Raw genomic sequence first — 15,477 nt, forward strand, 5'->3', positions numbered from 1 at the left:
CCGCTCGGAACGCCGATGCGCCAAATCTGGAAATCCTTTCGAGCACTGTATTTCGCCTCGCTGATGATGTTGATCGGCTCGGGCCTGTTGAGTACTTACCTGGGCTTGCGCCTGGCGGCCGACCATGTCGACAGCCTGTGGGTCGGTGCGTTGATGGCCGCCAACTATTTCGGCCTGGTGCTGGGGGGCAAGATCGGTCACCGCTTGATTGCCCGGGTCGGGCATATCCGGGCCTACTCGGCCTGTGCCGGGATCGTCGGCGCGGCGGTGCTGGGCCATGGCCTGGTCGATTGGCTGCCGGCCTGGCTGTTCCTGCGGGTCATAGTGGGTCTGGGCATGATGTGCCAGTACATGGTGATCGAGAGCTGGCTCAATGAGCAGGCCGATGCCAATCAGCGCGGCATGGTGTTCAGCGGTTACATGATCGCTTCGTACCTGGGCCTGGTGCTGGGGCAACTGATACTGGTCATGCACCCGGCGCTGGGGCTGGAACTGCTGATGCTGGTCGCCCTGTGTTTTGCCCTGTGCCTGGTGCCTGTGGCCCTGACCCGGCGGATTCACCCTGCACCCTTGCATCCTGCGCCGATGGAGCCACGGTTCTTTATCAAGCGTGTCCCGCAATCATTGAGTACGGTGCTCGGGGCGGGCCTGATTGTCGGTTCGTTCTACGGTCTGGCGCCGCTGTATGCCTCGCAGCAAGGGTTGTCCACGGAGCAGGTCGGTCTGTTCATGGGTAGCTGCATTTTTGCCGGGCTGCTGGTGCAGTGGCCGTTGGGCTGGTTGTCCGACCGCTACGATCGGGCCGTGCTGATCCGCAGTTTCGCCTTCAGCCTGGCACTGGCTGCCCTGCCGCTGGCGATCATGCCGCAGGTGCCGCTGGAGGTATTGTTCATCGCCGGCTTCCTCTGCTCGCTAGTGCAGTTCTGTCTGTATCCGTTGGCGGTGGCGTTCTCCAATGACCACGTCGAAGGCGATCGCCGGGTGTCCCTGACGGCAATGTTGCTGGTGACCTATGGCGTGGGTGCGAGTATCGGACCACTGGTGGCCGGTGTGCTGATGAAGCTGTTTGGCAGCCAGATGCTCTATGCGTTCTTCAGTTTCTTTGCGTTGGTGCTGGTGTGGCGGATTCGCCCGAAAGCGGTGACCAACCTGCATCAGGTCGACGACGCACCGCTGCATCACGTGGCCATGCCGGACAATATGACGAGTTCGCCACTGGTGGCCTGCCTCGACCCGCGTGTCGATGAGCAGGTGGTGCAGGATCAGATGCACACTCCGGTGAGTGCCGGGCCAGAGCCTGAGCCAGAACCTGTCACCGAAACTGAAACCGATCAGCCGCCGCAAGACCCTGATACAGGGCGGGACCCTAACTTCAGCGAGGCCAGGCCTTAAAGCCGGGGCATAAAAAAAACGGGCAGTCACCGCAAGGGACTGCCCGTTTTTTGTGGAGGTTCTATCAGATGTCGTCTTTGTCGAAGCGGCGCGCTTCACGCTGCAACTGGTAGACGAAGCGTTCGACCTGACGCTGCACCAGTCCGCTCATGTTGTGGAAACGAACGCCGGCGAAGGTGGTGGAGATCTTTTCTTCGAAGTGCAGATAACGCAACTCGACCGGCGCCGTCATCTTGCCAAAGGGCAAGTCGGCGTTGAAGCGGTCGTACACCTGACCCAGTTGCAGGCTGCCCGTGATGTCGCCATCGAAACGCAGTTTGCAGCCGGTAGCGGAAATATCCAGCAGCTTGCCGCTGATGGGGGCCTTGAGCTTTTCGCCGTCGAGATTGACGTTGACCAGTTGGGCCAGTTTCAAGGCCGCGCGGAACGCATTGCGGCGCTGGTGGTACACCACTTCATCGGGCAGGGTGCCGCGATAGCAGCGGCTGCCACCGGATTCGTCGATGTTCAATTGGCCGTTGCTTTCCCAGGCAATGCGCACACCTTCGTGGAAGCCTTCGACCCTGAAGGGTTCGCCCGCCATCAGGTAGCGCTCGCCATCGCGAGGGATCATTTCGTCCAGGGCAATCATGTTGCTGTCACGGTCCAGTTCCACCAGATAGCTCTGGAAGCGCTGGCTGCGCTCGTGGAACGTGATGATCAGCGGGTCATGGCTTTCGAGCAGCTGGCGCAGATTGCTGGAGATTTCCAAGGGCGTGGAGAGCACCTTGGGGGGCTGCGGAGCATCATCCACGGATAAGGCATTGGACACGGTTAATCAATCTCCAGACAAAATTTGACTACGACTAGCCAGCATTTTGCCAGCATCTTTCGCGTCTTGGATAGAGCGGGCGCATCAAGCGGCCTAAGCCTGACTGAGCGGGCGCGGCTTAGCAAGCTTGGAGAATGTTCCGCTGGCATCGTAAAGCGCCGGGGTTTCACCACCGTTGAGAATTCTCAGCTGGGTGGCCGTAGCGGCCTGCTGAGTGAGGATCGATTGACCGTTGCTGGCATTGCTGGCCTGGCACTGGACCAGGAGATCGCTCAGCACGTCACTTTGCGCCAGCAACTGGTCGCCAATGCTCGACTGGCTGGCCAGTTGCTCCAGCCCGCCGCGGTTGGTCGGCAGGTTGAGGCTGGCGAGAATTTCACTGCGCTTGCGCCCATGCTGTTCGAGCAAGACGACCAATGCCTGTTTCTGCGCCAGGATGCCCTCGAGCAATGGCATGTCACGGCCATGCAAGGCGAGGGATTCGGTCTGCAGCAATTCCAGCAGGTGTTTCGCTGGAGCAAAGTCGTCGGTGATCAGTTGCAGTAGCTGAGTGTCGTGCATGGCTGGCCTTGGGTTTTAAGCGTCCAAAAGCCTGGCGCCGGCGGTGGCCTAGCGCTGGGCTTCGAAGTTGAGCAGTTTGCTGGCTACACGGTTGCTGTCGACTTTATAGCTGCCATCGGCAATCGCTGCTTTCAACTCGGCCACGCGGGCTTTGTCGACGGCAGGCTGATCGCGCAGCGTGTCAGTGACCTTCTGCAACTGTTGAGCCTCATTGCTGATATGTACCGATTCCCCGCTGTTGACGGTACCGGCCTGTTCGGCCGCGGATTCCAGCGGCGCGGTTTTGCCGGCTTCGGCGCTTTCCTTGCTGGCGCTGGTACGTGTACTGCCCGTCAGGGACGAGGAGCTGTTCAAACGGCTGAAATCGATGACCATGATAAAAAAAACCTCTGGGAATTTGGACGCTTGCCATGGTTTCGGCCATTCCCTGGAAAACTTTAGGCTCATTTATCAATGAACCTCGCGCGCGTCAGCGCTTGCCCTGCATGGAGCACAGTCTAGGGAACAGCCGCGACGAGCGCCACATTCCGATGAACCGAGCGCCTTACATGGACACTTCCACCTGCCCCGGCGCCATCACCTGCGCCTTGATGACCCGCTGGGAGTTGAGGTTTTTCACCCGGATCTGTTCGCTCAGGCTGCCGTTCGACAGGGCTTCGCCGGGCATGCGCACGCTGAGCGTACCGCTGCGGGCGGTAATCACCACCTGATCCCCCTTGCGGATCACCTCTGCCTGTTCGATATGTACCAGGGTAATTACCTGGTCGGTGACCATTGGTCGGGTCAATCGCTGCCCGATCGCCTGGTCGAGGGACGTCAGGTAGCCCTGGCTGATCAGGCTGATATCGCGCTCGCGCAGCACCACATCTTCAGGCTCGACAATGGCGGCACGGCGCAGTGGCCGGGCGCTGGTCACGACATCGCGAAACAGGCGGACTTGAGCGGGTACGAAGACAGTCCAGGGGGAGGCGCCCTCGCAGCGGACCTTGACCGTGACCCGTCCCAGCGGCTTTGGAGTCTCGAGCGTTGCTGTCAATTCCTTGTCGCACATGGGCATGTGCATGCGCGGGTCGAGCGGGTTGACCTGGATCTCGTAGCGACCTTCCGTTTGACTGGTTGCCAGATAGTCTTCTACGGTGAATTCAAGAAAGCCCTGAGTGACGCCGATAAGCATGTCAGGCAAGGTAACCGCGTCAGCAAGGGCAGGGCTGCCAGCGTTGAACAGGCAAACAGCCGCCAGCACGCCGAGTAATTTGCGGTAGGGTGTGGTCAGGCGTCGGAAAAATGTCGGTTCTGTGTTCATAACGATTAAAAAAGCAAGCGCCGTGCCGTTTAGTGATGAAGGCGCGTCGCAACAACACTTGGCGTTGGTGTAGGAGTCTGGGCATGGCTGGTGTAATGGATTCGGTAAACCAGCGCACGCAACTGGTGGGGCAGAATCGCCTTGAGCTGTTGTTGTTCCGTCTCGACGGCCAGCAGCTGTACGGGATCAACGTTTTCAAGGTTCGGGAGGTGCTGCAATGCCCCCAACTGACGTTGATGCCCAAGTCCAGTCCTGTCGTGTGCGGCGTGGCGAACATCCGGGGGGCGACCATTCCGATCCTTGATCTGGCAATGGCGACCGGCTCCGGTGCGTTGAAGGACAAGAACAATCCGTTCGTGATCATCACGGAGTACAACACCAAGACCCAGGGTTTCCTGGTGCGCTCGGTGGAGCGCATCGTCAACATGAACTGGGAGGAGATCCATCCGCCACCCAAGGGCACCGGGCGCGATCACTACCTGACGGCGGTGACGCGGGTCGACAATCAGTTGGTCGAAATCATCGATGTCGAGAAGGTGCTCGCGGAAGTGGCACCGACGCCGGAAGCGATTTCTGTCGGCGTGGTGGATGTCGAAACCCAGCACAAGGCGCTTTCGTTGCGTGTGCTGACGGTCGACGACTCCTCGGTGGCGCGCAAGCAGGTCACGCGTTGCCTGCAAACGGTCGGCGTCGAAGTGGTGGCGTTGAACGATGGTCGGCAAGCGCTGGATTACCTGCGCAAACTGGTCGACGAGGGCAAGAAGCCGGAAGAAGAGTTCCTGATGATGATCTCCGACATCGAGATGCCGGAGATGGACGGGTACACCCTGACGGCGGAAATCCGCAACGACCCGCGCATGCAAAAGCTTCATATCATCCTGCATACTTCGTTGTCGGGGGTATTCAATCAGGCGATGGTCAAGAAGGTCGGTGCCGATGACTTCCTGGCCAAATTCCGTCCTGATGACCTGGCATCCCGGGTAGTCGACCGGATCAAAGCAGCAGATATCAGCTAGGGGCCTGCGCCCCTGGCAGTCAACACGATTTAAGAGGCGGCATCATTGTCTACGGGTAATTTGGATTTCGAACAGTTCCGGGTATTCCTGGAAAAAGCCTGTGGCATTTTGCTCGGTGAAAACAAGCAATACCTGGTCTCCAGCCGTCTCAACAAACTGATGGAACAGCAAGGCATCAAGTCTTTGGGTGAGCTGGTTCAGCGCATGCAGACCCAGCCGCGCAGCGGTTTGCGCGAGCAGGTGGTGGATGCCATGACCACCAACGAAACCCTGTGGTTTCGTGATACCTACCCGTTTGAAGTCTTGAAGAACAAGGTCCTGCCCGAAGCGATCAAGGCCAGCCCCGGCCAGCGCCTGCGTATCTGGTCGGCGGCGTGCTCGTCGGGCCAGGAACCGTATTCGCTGTCGATGTCCATCGACGAGTTCGAACGGGTCAATATGGGCCAGTTGAGGATGGGCGTACAGATCGTTGCCACCGACCTGTCCGGCACCATGCTGAACAACTGCAAGACCGGCGAGTACGACAGCCTGGCCATCGGCCGCGGTCTGTCGCCCGAGCGCCTGCAGCGTTATTTCGACCCGAAAGGGCCGGGGCGCTGGGCGATCAAGGCGCCGATCAAGAGCCGGGTGGAATTCCGTTCCTTCAACCTGCTGGACAGTTACGCGAGCCTCGGCAAGTTCGACATCGTGTTCTGCCGCAACGTGCTGATCTACTTCTCCGCCGAGGTGAAGAAGGACATCCTGTTGCGCATCCACAGCACGTTGAAGCCGGGGGGTTACCTGTTCCTCGGTGCTTCCGAAGCGTTGAACGGTTTGCCGGATCATTACCAGATGGTCCAGTGCAGCCCGGGGATCATTTACCAGGCGAAATGATGCAAAAGCGGCACGTATAAAAACGGGAGTCCTCAGGGACTCCTTTTTTATGCGCGCCGCTTTTGCATCAGGTAGGAGCTGCCGAAGGCTGCGATCTTTTGATCTTGTTTTTTAAGATCAAAAGATCGCAGCCTTCGGCAGCTCCTACAGGGGGCGGCGTTCGATCCAGTAAGGGACGGTGCCCGATTCAGGAGGGGGCAGTGCGGAACTCGGGAAAGCGGCAGAAAAGCGGCAGGCGGCGGAAAACCGTTGCCGCTTTTCTGGCATTGCCGCGTTGCCATGTCCGGCAAAGCCCCGGTTTCCGGGGGGTTTTGAATTGGCATGGGGCTTGCTAAGTTGATCCTACGAAAAATCAGGTCACCCGAAGGTTTCCCGACATGAGCATCAGCTTCGATAAAGCGCTCGGTATCCACGAACAAGCCCTGGGCTTCCGCGCCCAGCGTGCCGAAGTCCTGGCCAATAACATCGCCAACGCCGATACCCCGAACTACAAGGCTCGGGACCTGGACTTCTCGAAAGTGCTCGCCGAGCAGAACGAGAAAACCAAAAGCGGCACCTTCGCCTTGAACATGACCAACAGCCGTCATATCGAAGCGGAAGGCCTGGGCAATGGCGACGAGTCGTTGCTGTATCGCACGCCGATGCAACCGTCGATCGACCAGAACACCGTGGACGCTCAGCTGGAACAGTCGAACTACGCGGAAAACGCGATCGGCTTCCAGGCCAGCTTCACCCTGCTCAACAGCAAATTCAAAGGGCTGGTGTCAGCCCTGCGCGGAGAGTAAGCCATGTCTCTATCCAGTGTTTTCAACATTGCCGGTAGCGGCATGAGTGCGCAGACCACGCGTTTGAACACCGTTGCCTCGAACATCGCCAACGCCGAGACCGTCTCGTCGAGCATCGACCAGACCTACCGCGCGCGTCACCCGGTATTCGCCACCATGTTCCAGGGTGGCCAGAGCGGCGGCAGCGACTCGCTGTTCCAGAGCCAGGACGCCGCCGGCCAAGGCGTGCAGGTGCTGGGTGTGGTCGAAGACCAGAGCAATCTCGAAGCGCGCTACGAGCCGAACCATCCGGCCGCCGATGCCAAGGGCTATGTCTACTACCCGAACGTCAACGTGGTTGAAGAGATGGCTGACATGATTTCCGCGAGCCGTTCGTTCCAGACCAACGCCGAAATGATGAACACCGCCAAAACCATGATGCAGAAAGTGCTGACCCTCGGTCAGTGATAAGGGGCGACTCAGATGAGTGTTACCGATTCCACCAGCGGTTTGAGCCTCAACGACATCCTGGCCAACTCTTCGATCAAGACCAACACCACGACTGACGGCCTCGCCTCGGCAGCCGGCAGCGCCTCGGGCAACAAGGCCCTGGGCAAGGATGCGTTCCTGCAGTTGCTGGTGACCCAGCTGAAAAACCAGAACCCGCTGGAGCCTCAGGACAACGGTGCGTTCGTGGCCCAGCTGGCGCAGTTCAGCAGCCTGGAAGGCATCACCACGCTCAACGACACCGTGAGCGGCCTGGCCAGCAACTACAACTCGTCCCAGGCCTTGCAGGCGTCGTCGCTGGTGGGCCGTTCGGTCATCGCGCCGGGCGACAAGGCTGTGGTCGATACCACCAAGAGCCTGAGCGGTACGGTGGTGGTGCCGTCTTCGGTGGCGTCCGCCACCCTGAAGATCACCGACTCAACCGGCAAGACCGTGCGCACCATCGACCTCGGTTCGCAGAAGGCCGGCAACGCCAGCTTCATCTGGGACGGCAAGAACGATGCGGGTGAGACGGTACCTGCGGGCACCTACACCTTCGGCGCCACGACCGAGATTGATGGCAAGTCCGTCGCGTTGATCACCAACCTGCCCGCGACCGTCAACAGCGTGACCATCAGCCAGACCGGCGGTGAGTTGATGCTCAATCTGGCCGGGCTGGGCAGCGTTGCCCTGTCCAAAGTACAAACCATTGGTATGTAAAGCCGACTAACCCGGCACAAAGGAGTGAAATATGTCTTTCAATATCGGTCTTAGCGGTCTCTTTGCATCCAACAAACAACTCGACGTTACCGGCAACAACATCGCCAACGTCGCGACCACGGGTTTCAAATCGTCCCGTGCAGAATTCGAAGACGTGTACTCGGCGACCCGCCTGGGCACCGGCAGCAAGACCATCGGCAACGGCGTGCGCCTGGCCAACGTTTCCCAGCAGTTCACCCAGGGTGACGTGAGCAACACCGGCAACGTGCTCGACATGGGTATCCAGGGCAACGGCTTTTTCGTCCTGAACAACAACGGTTCGCTGACCTACACCCGTGCCGGTACGTTCAAGACCGACAAGGAAGGCTACGTCACCAACAGCGACGGCACGGCCCGATTGCAGGGTTACGGTGTGGATGCCAATGGCAAGATTCTCAACGGCGTGTTGACCGACCTGCGAATCGATACCTCCAACCTGGCGCCGAAGGCCACCAACACCGTTTCGTCGACGATCAACCTGAACTCCACGGCGCCGGTGATCGATCAGACGGTGGCGACCAACAAGTTCGATCCGAGCAAGCCCGCCACTTACACCAAGCAGTTCACTACCCCGGTTTTCGATACGCAGGGTAACCAGCACCCCATGGACCAGTACATGGTCAAGACGGGTCCGAACACCTGGGATACCTACACCCTGATCGATGGTCGCAACCCGGATGGCAGTGATCCTGCCGTGACGGCTCCGATCCCTTCGACCATGGCTTTCGATTCGAGTGGCAAGCTGGTTTCGGTTACCACTCCAGGTACTCCGCCTGTCGTCAGCCCGGATCTGAAGATCACCAACTGGGTTCCAGGCAAAGTGACCAACGGTGTATGGGCAGCCAACGGCGCCGCCGCCGATCCGGCAGGTGTGACCACTTCCATGAGCAACACCACGCAGTTCAACGCCGACACTGCGCGTTCGATTCCTGCGCAGAACGGCTACGCCACCGGCCAGATCACCAACCTGACCATTGATGGCAGCGGTGTGCTGCTGGCCAACTTCAGCAACAACCAGACCAAGCCGATCGGCCAGATTTCCCTGGCCAGCTTCACCAACGAGCAAGGCCTGCAGCCGGTAGGCGGCACAAGCTGGAAAGAAACCTACACGTCGGGCATCCCGGGCTACGATGCGCCGCAGACTGGCACCCTGGGTTCGATCGTTTCCAACTCCCTGGAAGAGTCCAACGTCAACCTGACCAACGAACTGGTCGACCTGATCAAGGCGCAGAGCAACTACCAGGCGAACGCCAAGACCATCTCGACTCAGAGCACCATCATGCAGACCATCATTCAGATGACCTGATGCTGGAAAGTGCTGCATAAAAAGCCCCTCGAGAGAGGGGCTTTTTTGTGAGTGCAAGATACAGATCAAAAGATCGCAGCCTCGCTTCGCTCGACAGCTCCTACAGGAATCGCATTTCAATGTAGGAGCTGTCGAGCGAAGCGAGGCTGCGATCTTTTTCACGGGCAAAAGAAAAACCCCCGATAAACCAGAGGCTCATCGGGGGTTTCGAGTCAGCACCTTTCAGTGCTTACCAGCTCAGCTTATTGGCAAGCTTCGCAATCCGGCTCGTCGATGGCGCAAGCCTTCGGCACTGGAGCAGGGCCGGCAGGCGCTGCCAGGACCGAATCTTCACCGTGGTTGCCGCCGCTGGAAACAGCGTTCAGCTTGCCGGTGTTGATGGTCGACTTCTCGGTGCTGGTTGCGGCCAGGGCACGGAGGTAGTAAGTGGTTTTCAGGCCACGGTACCAAGCCATGCGGTAGGTCACGTCCAGCTTCTTGCCCGAAGCGCCGGCGATGTACAGGTTCAGCGATTGAGCCTGGTCGATCCACTTCTGACGACGGCTGGCCGCGTCGACGATCCACTTGGTGTCCACTTCGAAGGCGGTCGCATAGAGCTCTTTGAGTTCTTGCGGGATACGCTCGATCTGCTGCACCGAACCGTCGTAGTACTTCAGGTCGTTGATCATGACCGAGTCCCACAGACCGCGAGCCTTGAGGTCGCGAACCAGGTACGGGTTGATCACGGTGAATTCGCCCGACAGGTTCGATTTCACATACAGGTTCTGGTAGGTCGGTTCGATCGACTGCGATACGCCGGTGATGTTGGCGATGGTCGCGGTCGGTGCGATGGCCATGATGTTGGAGTTACGAATGCCTTTCTGTACACGGGCGCGAACCGGTGCCCAGTCCAGGGTTTCGTTCAGGTCGACATCGATGTACTTCTGGCCACGGGCCTCGATCAGGATCTGTTGCGAATCCAGCGGCAGGATGCCTTTGGACCACAGCGAACCCTGGAACGTCTCATACGAGCCGCGCTCGTCAGCCAGGTCGCAGGAAGCCTGGATCGCGTAGTAGCTGACCGCTTCCATCGACTTGTCGGCGAACTCGACGGCTGCGTCCGAACCGTACGGGATGTGCTGCAGGTACAAGGCGTCCTGGAAGCCCATGATGCCCAGTCCGACCGGACGGTGCTTGAAGTTGGAGTTCTTCGCTTGCGGCACCGAGTAGTAGTTGATGTCGATCACGTTGTCGAGCATGCGCACGGCAGTGTTCACGGTGCGTTGCAGCTTGGCGGTGTCCAGCTTGCCGTCGACGATGTGATTCGGCAGGTTGATCGAGCCCAGGTTGCAAACGGCGATCTCGTCCTTGTTGGTGTTCAAGGTGATCTCGGTGCACAGGTTCGAGCTGTGGACCACGCCGACGTGCTGCTGCGGGCTGCGCAGGTTGCACGGGTCCTTGAAGGTCAGCCATGGGTGGCCGGTTTCGAACAGCATCGACAGCATCTTGCGCCACAGGTCTTTGGCCTGGATGGTCTTGAACAGCTTGACCTTGCCCGGGTACTCGGTGAGGGCTTCGTAGTACTCGTAGCGCTCTTCGAAGGCCTTGCCGGTCAGGTCGTGCAGGTCCGGCACTTCGGACGGCGAGAACAGGGTCCACTTGCCGTCATCGAAGACACGCTTCATGAACAGGTCAGGGATCCAGTTGGCGGTGTTCATGTCGTGGGTACGACGACGGTCATCACCGGTGTTCTTGCGCAGCTCGATGAACTCTTCGATGTCCATGTGCCAGGTTTCCAGGTAGGCACACACAGCGCCTTTGCGCTTGCCACCCTGGTTAACGGCTACGGCGGTGTCGTTCACTACTTTGAGGAACGGAACCACGCCCTGGGACTTGCCGTTGGTGCCCTTGATGTACGAACCCAGCGCACGAACCGGCGTCCAGTCGTTGCCCAGGCCGCCTGCGAATTTCGACAGCATGGCGTTGTCGTGGATCGCGTGGTAGATGCCCGACAGGTCATCCGGCACGGTGGTCAGGTAGCAGCTCGACAGCTGTGGACGCAGGGTGCCGGCGTTGAACAGGGTCGGGGTCGAAGCCATGTAGTCGAAGGACGACAACAGGTTGTAGAACTCGATGGCACGGGCTTCGCGGTCTTTCTCTTCGATCGCCAGGCCCATGGCCACGCGCATGAAGAAGATCTGCGGCAGTTCGAAACGCACGCCATCCTTGTGGATGAAGTAACGGTCGTACAGGGTTTGCAGGCCCAGGTAGGTGAATTGCTGGTCGCGCTCGTGGTTGATCGCCTTGCCCAGTTTTTCCAGGTCGAAGGAGGCCAGCTCAGGGTTCAGCAGCTCGTATTCGATACCCTTGGCGATGTAGGCCGGCAGCGCCTTGGCGTACAGGTCGACCATCTCGTGGTGGGTGGCGCTTTCGGCGACGCCGAGGAAGCCCAGGCCTTCGGCACGCAGGGTGTCCATCAGCAGGCGGGCGGTCACGAACGAGTAGTTCGGCTCGCGTTCAACCAGGGTACGGGCAGTCATCACCAGGGCGGTGTTGACGTCGGTCAGGGCCACGCCGTCGTACAGGTTCTTCAGGGTTTCGCGCTGGATCAGGTCGCCGTCGACTTCTTCCAGGCCTTCGCACGCTTCGGTGACGATGGTGTTCAGGCGGCCCATGTCCAGCGGCGCGAAAGTGCCGTCAGCGCGGGTGATGCGGATCGACGGGTGTGCGTTGACCGCAGCTTCGGCCGGGGCGTGGGCAGCGCGTTCTTTCGAACGACCGTCGCGGTAGATCACGTAGTCGCGAGCGACTTTCTGCTCGCCGGCACGCATCAGGGCCAGTTCGACCTGGTCCTGGATTTCTTCGATGTGGATGGTGCCGCCCGATGGCATGCGACGCTTGAAGGTCGCGGTGACCTGTTCGGTCAGGCGGGCAACGGTGTCATGGATTCGCGACGAGGCAGCAGCGGTGCCGCCTTCAACTGCGAGAAACGCTTTGGTGATAGCGACGGTGATCTTGTCATCGGTGTAAGGAACGACAGTGCCATTACGCTTGATCACGCGCAGTTGGCCAGGCGCGGTGGCGGACAGATCCGAATTCGAATCAGCGGCCTGCGGCAAGGTGCCCTGCGGGTTCTCGCGAGTTGTGTCGGTTTGCATGGGGGAGTGTCTCCACATTCTCTATGTTTGTTTGGGCACCATCACGGTGCCCACCGTTCCGTCCTGAAGCACTACAACCGACATGGCGTCGGGCATAACAACTTCGGGACAGTAGGAAAAAGGCTAATGAGGCCGTCCGTGCCGAAGTTTTGGTGCGAGCCGGTGCTCGATACCGCATTCCTTTCCAGATGTCAGTTATGACTGCAACACCCGTACCGTTTTCACCACTTTGGGTCGAAATACAGTAGCCATCCGCACGCGCGGTTTGGTCTTCGAAAAATACGTTTGGTTCAACCGAAAAAGACGCATGAAAAGCGCTTGAAATTGCTGTCCGGTTTGTGTTTGGTTTTCAGCGTAAAACCCTACATGTAGGTATTTTGCAACGCGCGGGCTACAAGATAATGCGTTTTGGGGGGCGAATGCAACGTGCTGCCTGTGGATAAACCTGTGCGTATATTGTGTGTGAAAGGGGGAAGCGGCGTGTAGGCCGCGACGTAGCTGGATTGAAGCTATTTTCAGTGATTTTGACCTGGCGAAAATGGCTTATCAGATTTTTAAGGGCGCGAACCCTATCACAAAAAACCGCGTTGTCCGAACGCATTTACCCGCTTGTGTTCTCGACGAGCGGCGTTTATACATTCGGCCCAGCGTGTATACATATTTGTCCCCCCGAATCATTACAAAAAAACGGGCGGATCCTTCCTTATTAGTGTTTTTGGCAAGCAGAGGTCACCCGTGGAGCAAGAAGCCTGGCAGGTATTGATTGTGGAGGACGACCAGCGACTGGCCGAACTGACCCGCGATTACCTGGAAGCCAATGGCCTGCGTGTGTCGATCGAAGGGAATGGTGCTCTCGCCGCGAACCGCATTATCAAGGAACAACCGGACCTGGTGATCCTCGACCTGATGCTCCCCGGCGAAGATGGCTTGAGCATCTGCCGCAAGGTCCGCGCCCGTTATGACGGCCCGATCCTGATGCTCACCGCTCGCACCGATGATACCGACCAGATTCTCGGCCTGGACCTGGGGGCTGACGACTACGTCTGCAAACCGGTACGCCCGCGCCTGCTGCTGGCGCGCATCCAGGCCCTGCTGCGCCGTAGCGAAACGCCTGAAGTTGCCCCGGAAAAACAACGGCGTCTGCAGTTCGGCCCGCTGATCGTCGACAACGCCTTGCGCGAAGCCTGGTTGCAGGGCAACGGCATCGAACTGACCAGCGCCGAATTCGACTTGCTCTGGCTGTTGGTGGCCAATGCCGGGCGCATTCTCTCCCGGGAAGAGATCTTCACTGCGCTGCGAGGTATCGGTTATGACGGTCAGGACCGCTCCATCGATGTGCGCATCTCGCGCATCCGTCCCAAGATCGGCGATGACCCGGAGCATCCACGGTTGATCAAGACCGTGCGCAGCAAAGGCTATCTGTTTGTTCCCGAGGCTTGCGTAGACCAGACCCTGTGAACTCGATCTTCCTGCGTATCTATGGCGGCATGTGTGCCGCGCTGATTCTGGTGGCGGTGCTCGGTGTGCTGGCGTTGCACCTGCTCAATCAGGTGCGCAGCGAGCAATACCGCGAGCGCCTGGCCCACGGCACCTTTTCGCTGATGGCCGACAACCTGCAACCGATGAACCAGACCGAGCGCCATCGGGCCTTGCTGGTGTGGGAGCGGTTGCTGGGCATTCCGCTGGCGCTGAAAACCTTTGTCGAAACTGACCTGGACCTGACCCAGCGCACCCGTGTGTTGCGCGGCCAGGCATTGGTGGAACAGACCGGCCCGCACGCGGCGAAGGTCTACAAGCTGGTCAGCGACAAAGAACAGTTGATGCTGACCGGGGAAGTGCAGCAGATCAGCGAGCAACTGGCCCGGGCAACCATTTACCTGTTGACCGATGAGCTGGTGCGCACCCCTGTAGCCGATCAGCCCATGCGGCTGGCGCAATTGAAGCAAGACAAGGGCTTTGGCTTCGACCTGCGCCTGGTTACGGTTGACGAGGCGGACATGGACGAAGACCAGAGCCGCCGGGTGTCCGAGGGCGACACCGTGATGGCGCTGGGCAAGGAGGGCGATTCGATCCGGGTGTTTGCCGGCATGGTCGGCACGCCGTGGGTCCTGGAAATCGGCCCTTTGTATCAGATGAATCCTTATCCCCCGCAATGGCTGGTGCTGATCGCCGCGCTGGGCCTGACGCTGATCGGTTTGATCGTTTATCTGTTGGTGCGCCAGCTCGAGCGGCGTTTGCGTGGCCTGGAGGCCGCCGCCACGCGCATTGCCCAGGGCAGCCTGGAAACCCGCGTGCCGGCGCGTGGCGCGGACTCGGTGGGACGGCTGGCTTCGGCGTTCAACGGCATGGCCGAGCACTTGCAGCAGTTGTTGGCGATCCAGCGCGAACTGGTGCGCGCGGTGTCCCATGAGTTGCGCACGCCGGTGGCGCGCCTGCGCTTTGGCCTGGAGATGATCGGGTCGGCCACCACGCCGCAAGCCCTGGAAAAATACTGCCAGGGCATGGACAACGACATCGAGGATCTCGACCGGCTGGTGGACGAGATGCTGACCTACGCGCGGCTCGAACAGGGTTCTCCGGCACTGAATTTCCAGCGGATCGATCTGGATGCCTTGGTCAACCAGGTGATTGAGGAACTGGCGCCGTTGCGTGCCGACGTCACGGTACAGCGGGGTTTGTGCCTGTCGGCCGCCGATAACGACGATGCCTGGGTCGAGGCCGAACCGCGTTATCTGCACCGGGCGATCCAGAACCTGGTGAGCAATGCCATGCGCCATGCGCAATCACGGGTGACCATCAGCTATCAGGTGGGGCAACAGCGCTGCCGAGTGGATATCGAGGACGACGGGCCGGGGGTGCCGGAGTCGGCGTGGGAGAAGATCTTTACGCCGTTCCTGCGTCTGGACGACAGTCGCACCCGTGCGTCGGGCGGGCATGGGCTGGGGTTGTCGATCGTGCGGCGTATCATCCATTGGCACGACGGGCGTGCGTTGATCGGCAAGAGCAAGAGTCTGGGTGGGGCGTGTTTCAGCCTGAGCTGGCCGCGCAATCAGGAGAAGCGTTGAGCCT

Annotated in this window: 14 protein-coding genes; 9 read left to right on the forward strand and 5 right to left on the reverse strand. The window is 59.6% G+C overall.

The features are described from left to right. Window positions 1-15 precede the first annotated feature (15 nt). The gene (locus tag C9422_RS05235) at window positions 16-1,392 is read left to right on the forward strand and encodes an MFS transporter (RefSeq protein ID WP_116579910.1); all 1,377 of its coding nucleotides are present in this window, start codon (window positions 16-18) and stop codon (window positions 1,390-1,392) included. A 64-nt stretch (window positions 1,393-1,456) separates the two neighbouring features. Here the strand turns inward: C9422_RS05235 and C9422_RS05240 are convergent, their stop codons facing one another. The 4 genes from C9422_RS05240 to flgA all read right to left on the reverse strand — a co-directional run bounded on the left by C9422_RS05240 (window position 1,457) and on the right by flgA (window position 4,067). Further along, window positions 1,457-2,203, reverse strand: a complete 747-nt coding sequence (locus C9422_RS05240; RefSeq protein WP_116579911.1) for a flagellar brake protein — start codon at window positions 2,201-2,203, stop codon at window positions 1,457-1,459. A gap of 93 nt (window positions 2,204-2,296) precedes the next feature. Then, complete coding sequence (locus C9422_RS05245; RefSeq protein WP_116579912.1) at window positions 2,297-2,764, reverse strand: flagella synthesis protein FlgN; 468 nt, start codon at window positions 2,762-2,764, stop codon at window positions 2,297-2,299. A 48-nt stretch (window positions 2,765-2,812) separates the two neighbouring features. Beyond that, window positions 2,813-3,139 carry a flagellar biosynthesis anti-sigma factor FlgM gene (gene flgM, locus C9422_RS05250; protein ID WP_007980134.1) on the reverse strand — a complete coding sequence of 109 codons (327 nt, stop codon included), beginning with the start codon at window positions 3,137-3,139 and terminating at the stop codon, window positions 2,813-2,815. Window positions 3,140-3,308: 169 nt separating this feature from the next. Continuing rightward, a complete protein-coding gene (flgA, locus tag C9422_RS05255) occupies window positions 3,309-4,067 on the reverse strand; it encodes a flagellar basal body P-ring formation chaperone FlgA (RefSeq protein ID WP_116579913.1) in 759 nt (252 codons plus the stop codon). A gap of 83 nt (window positions 4,068-4,150) precedes the next feature. On the opposite strand from flgA, the gene C9422_RS05260 reads away from it, so the two are divergent. From C9422_RS05260 to flgE, 6 genes are all read left to right on the forward strand, one after another. Continuing rightward, a complete protein-coding gene (locus C9422_RS05260; RefSeq protein ID WP_015096472.1) occupies window positions 4,151-5,083 on the forward strand; it encodes a chemotaxis protein CheV in 933 nt (310 codons plus the stop codon). A gap of 45 nt (window positions 5,084-5,128) precedes the next feature. After that, entirely contained in the window at window positions 5,129-5,956 is an 828-nt protein-coding gene (gene cheR, locus C9422_RS05265) for a protein-glutamate O-methyltransferase CheR (RefSeq protein ID WP_007980127.1), read from the forward strand. A 377-nt stretch (window positions 5,957-6,333) separates the two neighbouring features. Further along, window positions 6,334-6,741 carry a flagellar basal body rod protein FlgB gene (flgB, locus tag C9422_RS05275; RefSeq protein ID WP_008051530.1) on the forward strand — a complete coding sequence of 136 codons (408 nt, stop codon included), beginning with the start codon at window positions 6,334-6,336 and terminating at the stop codon, window positions 6,739-6,741. 3 nt (window positions 6,742-6,744) lie between these two features. Beyond that, the gene (flgC, locus tag C9422_RS05280; protein WP_007980123.1) at window positions 6,745-7,188 is read left to right on the forward strand and encodes a flagellar basal body rod protein FlgC; all 444 of its coding nucleotides are present in this window, start codon (window positions 6,745-6,747) and stop codon (window positions 7,186-7,188) included. Between the two features lie 15 nt (window positions 7,189-7,203). Next, entirely contained in the window at window positions 7,204-7,926 is a 723-nt protein-coding gene (gene flgD / locus C9422_RS05285) for a flagellar hook assembly protein FlgD (protein ID WP_116579915.1), read from the forward strand. 31 nt (window positions 7,927-7,957) lie between these two features. Further along, window positions 7,958-9,271 carry a flagellar hook protein FlgE gene (gene flgE, locus C9422_RS05290; RefSeq protein ID WP_116579916.1) on the forward strand — a complete coding sequence of 438 codons (1,314 nt, stop codon included), beginning with the start codon at window positions 7,958-7,960 and terminating at the stop codon, window positions 9,269-9,271. Window positions 9,272-9,513: 242 nt separating this feature from the next. On the opposite strand, the gene C9422_RS05295 is transcribed toward flgE, so the two are convergent. After that, on the reverse strand, window positions 9,514-12,408 hold the full coding sequence (locus tag C9422_RS05295; protein ID WP_104449074.1) for a ribonucleoside-diphosphate reductase subunit alpha: 2,895 nt from the start codon (window positions 12,406-12,408) through the stop codon (window positions 9,514-9,516). Window positions 12,409-13,143: 735 nt separating this feature from the next. Between C9422_RS05295 and C9422_RS05300 the strand changes: the two genes are divergently transcribed. Then, on the forward strand, window positions 13,144-13,866 hold the full coding sequence (locus C9422_RS05300) for a response regulator (protein ID WP_102699803.1): 723 nt from the start codon (window positions 13,144-13,146) through the stop codon (window positions 13,864-13,866). Continuing rightward, window positions 13,863-15,473, forward strand: coding sequence for an ATP-binding protein (locus tag C9422_RS05305; RefSeq protein ID WP_116579917.1), 1,611 nt, complete (start codon window positions 13,863-13,865; stop codon window positions 15,471-15,473). The genes C9422_RS05300 and C9422_RS05305 overlap by 4 nt, the downstream gene beginning before the upstream one ends. Window positions 15,474-15,477 lie beyond the last annotated feature (4 nt).

It is taken from the genome of Pseudomonas sp. B1(2018) (genome assembly GCF_003097365.1).
Lineage (GTDB): Bacteria > Pseudomonadota > Gammaproteobacteria > Pseudomonadales > Pseudomonadaceae > Aquipseudomonas > Aquipseudomonas laurylsulfatiphila.

Coding starts and splice junctions, on each gene's coding strand:
- C9422_RS05245 (WP_116579912.1), bottom strand. CDS start 2,764: ATGCACGACACTCAGCTACTGCAACTGATCACCGACGACTTTGCTCCA.
- flgC (WP_007980123.1), top strand. CDS start 6,745: ATGTCTCTATCCAGTGTTTTCAACATTGCCGGTAGCGGCATGAGTGCG.
- C9422_RS05235 (WP_116579910.1), top strand. CDS start 16: ATGCGCCAAATCTGGAAATCCTTTCGAGCACTGTATTTCGCCTCGCTG.
- flgE (WP_116579916.1), top strand. CDS start 7,958: ATGTCTTTCAATATCGGTCTTAGCGGTCTCTTTGCATCCAACAAACAA.
- C9422_RS05260 (WP_015096472.1), top strand. CDS start 4,151: ATGGCTGGTGTAATGGATTCGGTAAACCAGCGCACGCAACTGGTGGGG.
- flgD (WP_116579915.1), top strand. CDS start 7,204: ATGAGTGTTACCGATTCCACCAGCGGTTTGAGCCTCAACGACATCCTG.
- C9422_RS05295 (WP_104449074.1), bottom strand. CDS start 12,408: ATGCAAACCGACACAACTCGCGAGAACCCGCAGGGCACCTTGCCGCAG.
- flgA (WP_116579913.1), bottom strand. CDS start 4,067: ATGAACACAGAACCGACATTTTTCCGACGCCTGACCACACCCTACCGC.
- flgB (WP_008051530.1), top strand. CDS start 6,334: ATGAGCATCAGCTTCGATAAAGCGCTCGGTATCCACGAACAAGCCCTG.
- flgM (WP_007980134.1), bottom strand. CDS start 3,139: ATGGTCATCGATTTCAGCCGTTTGAACAGCTCCTCGTCCCTGACGGGC.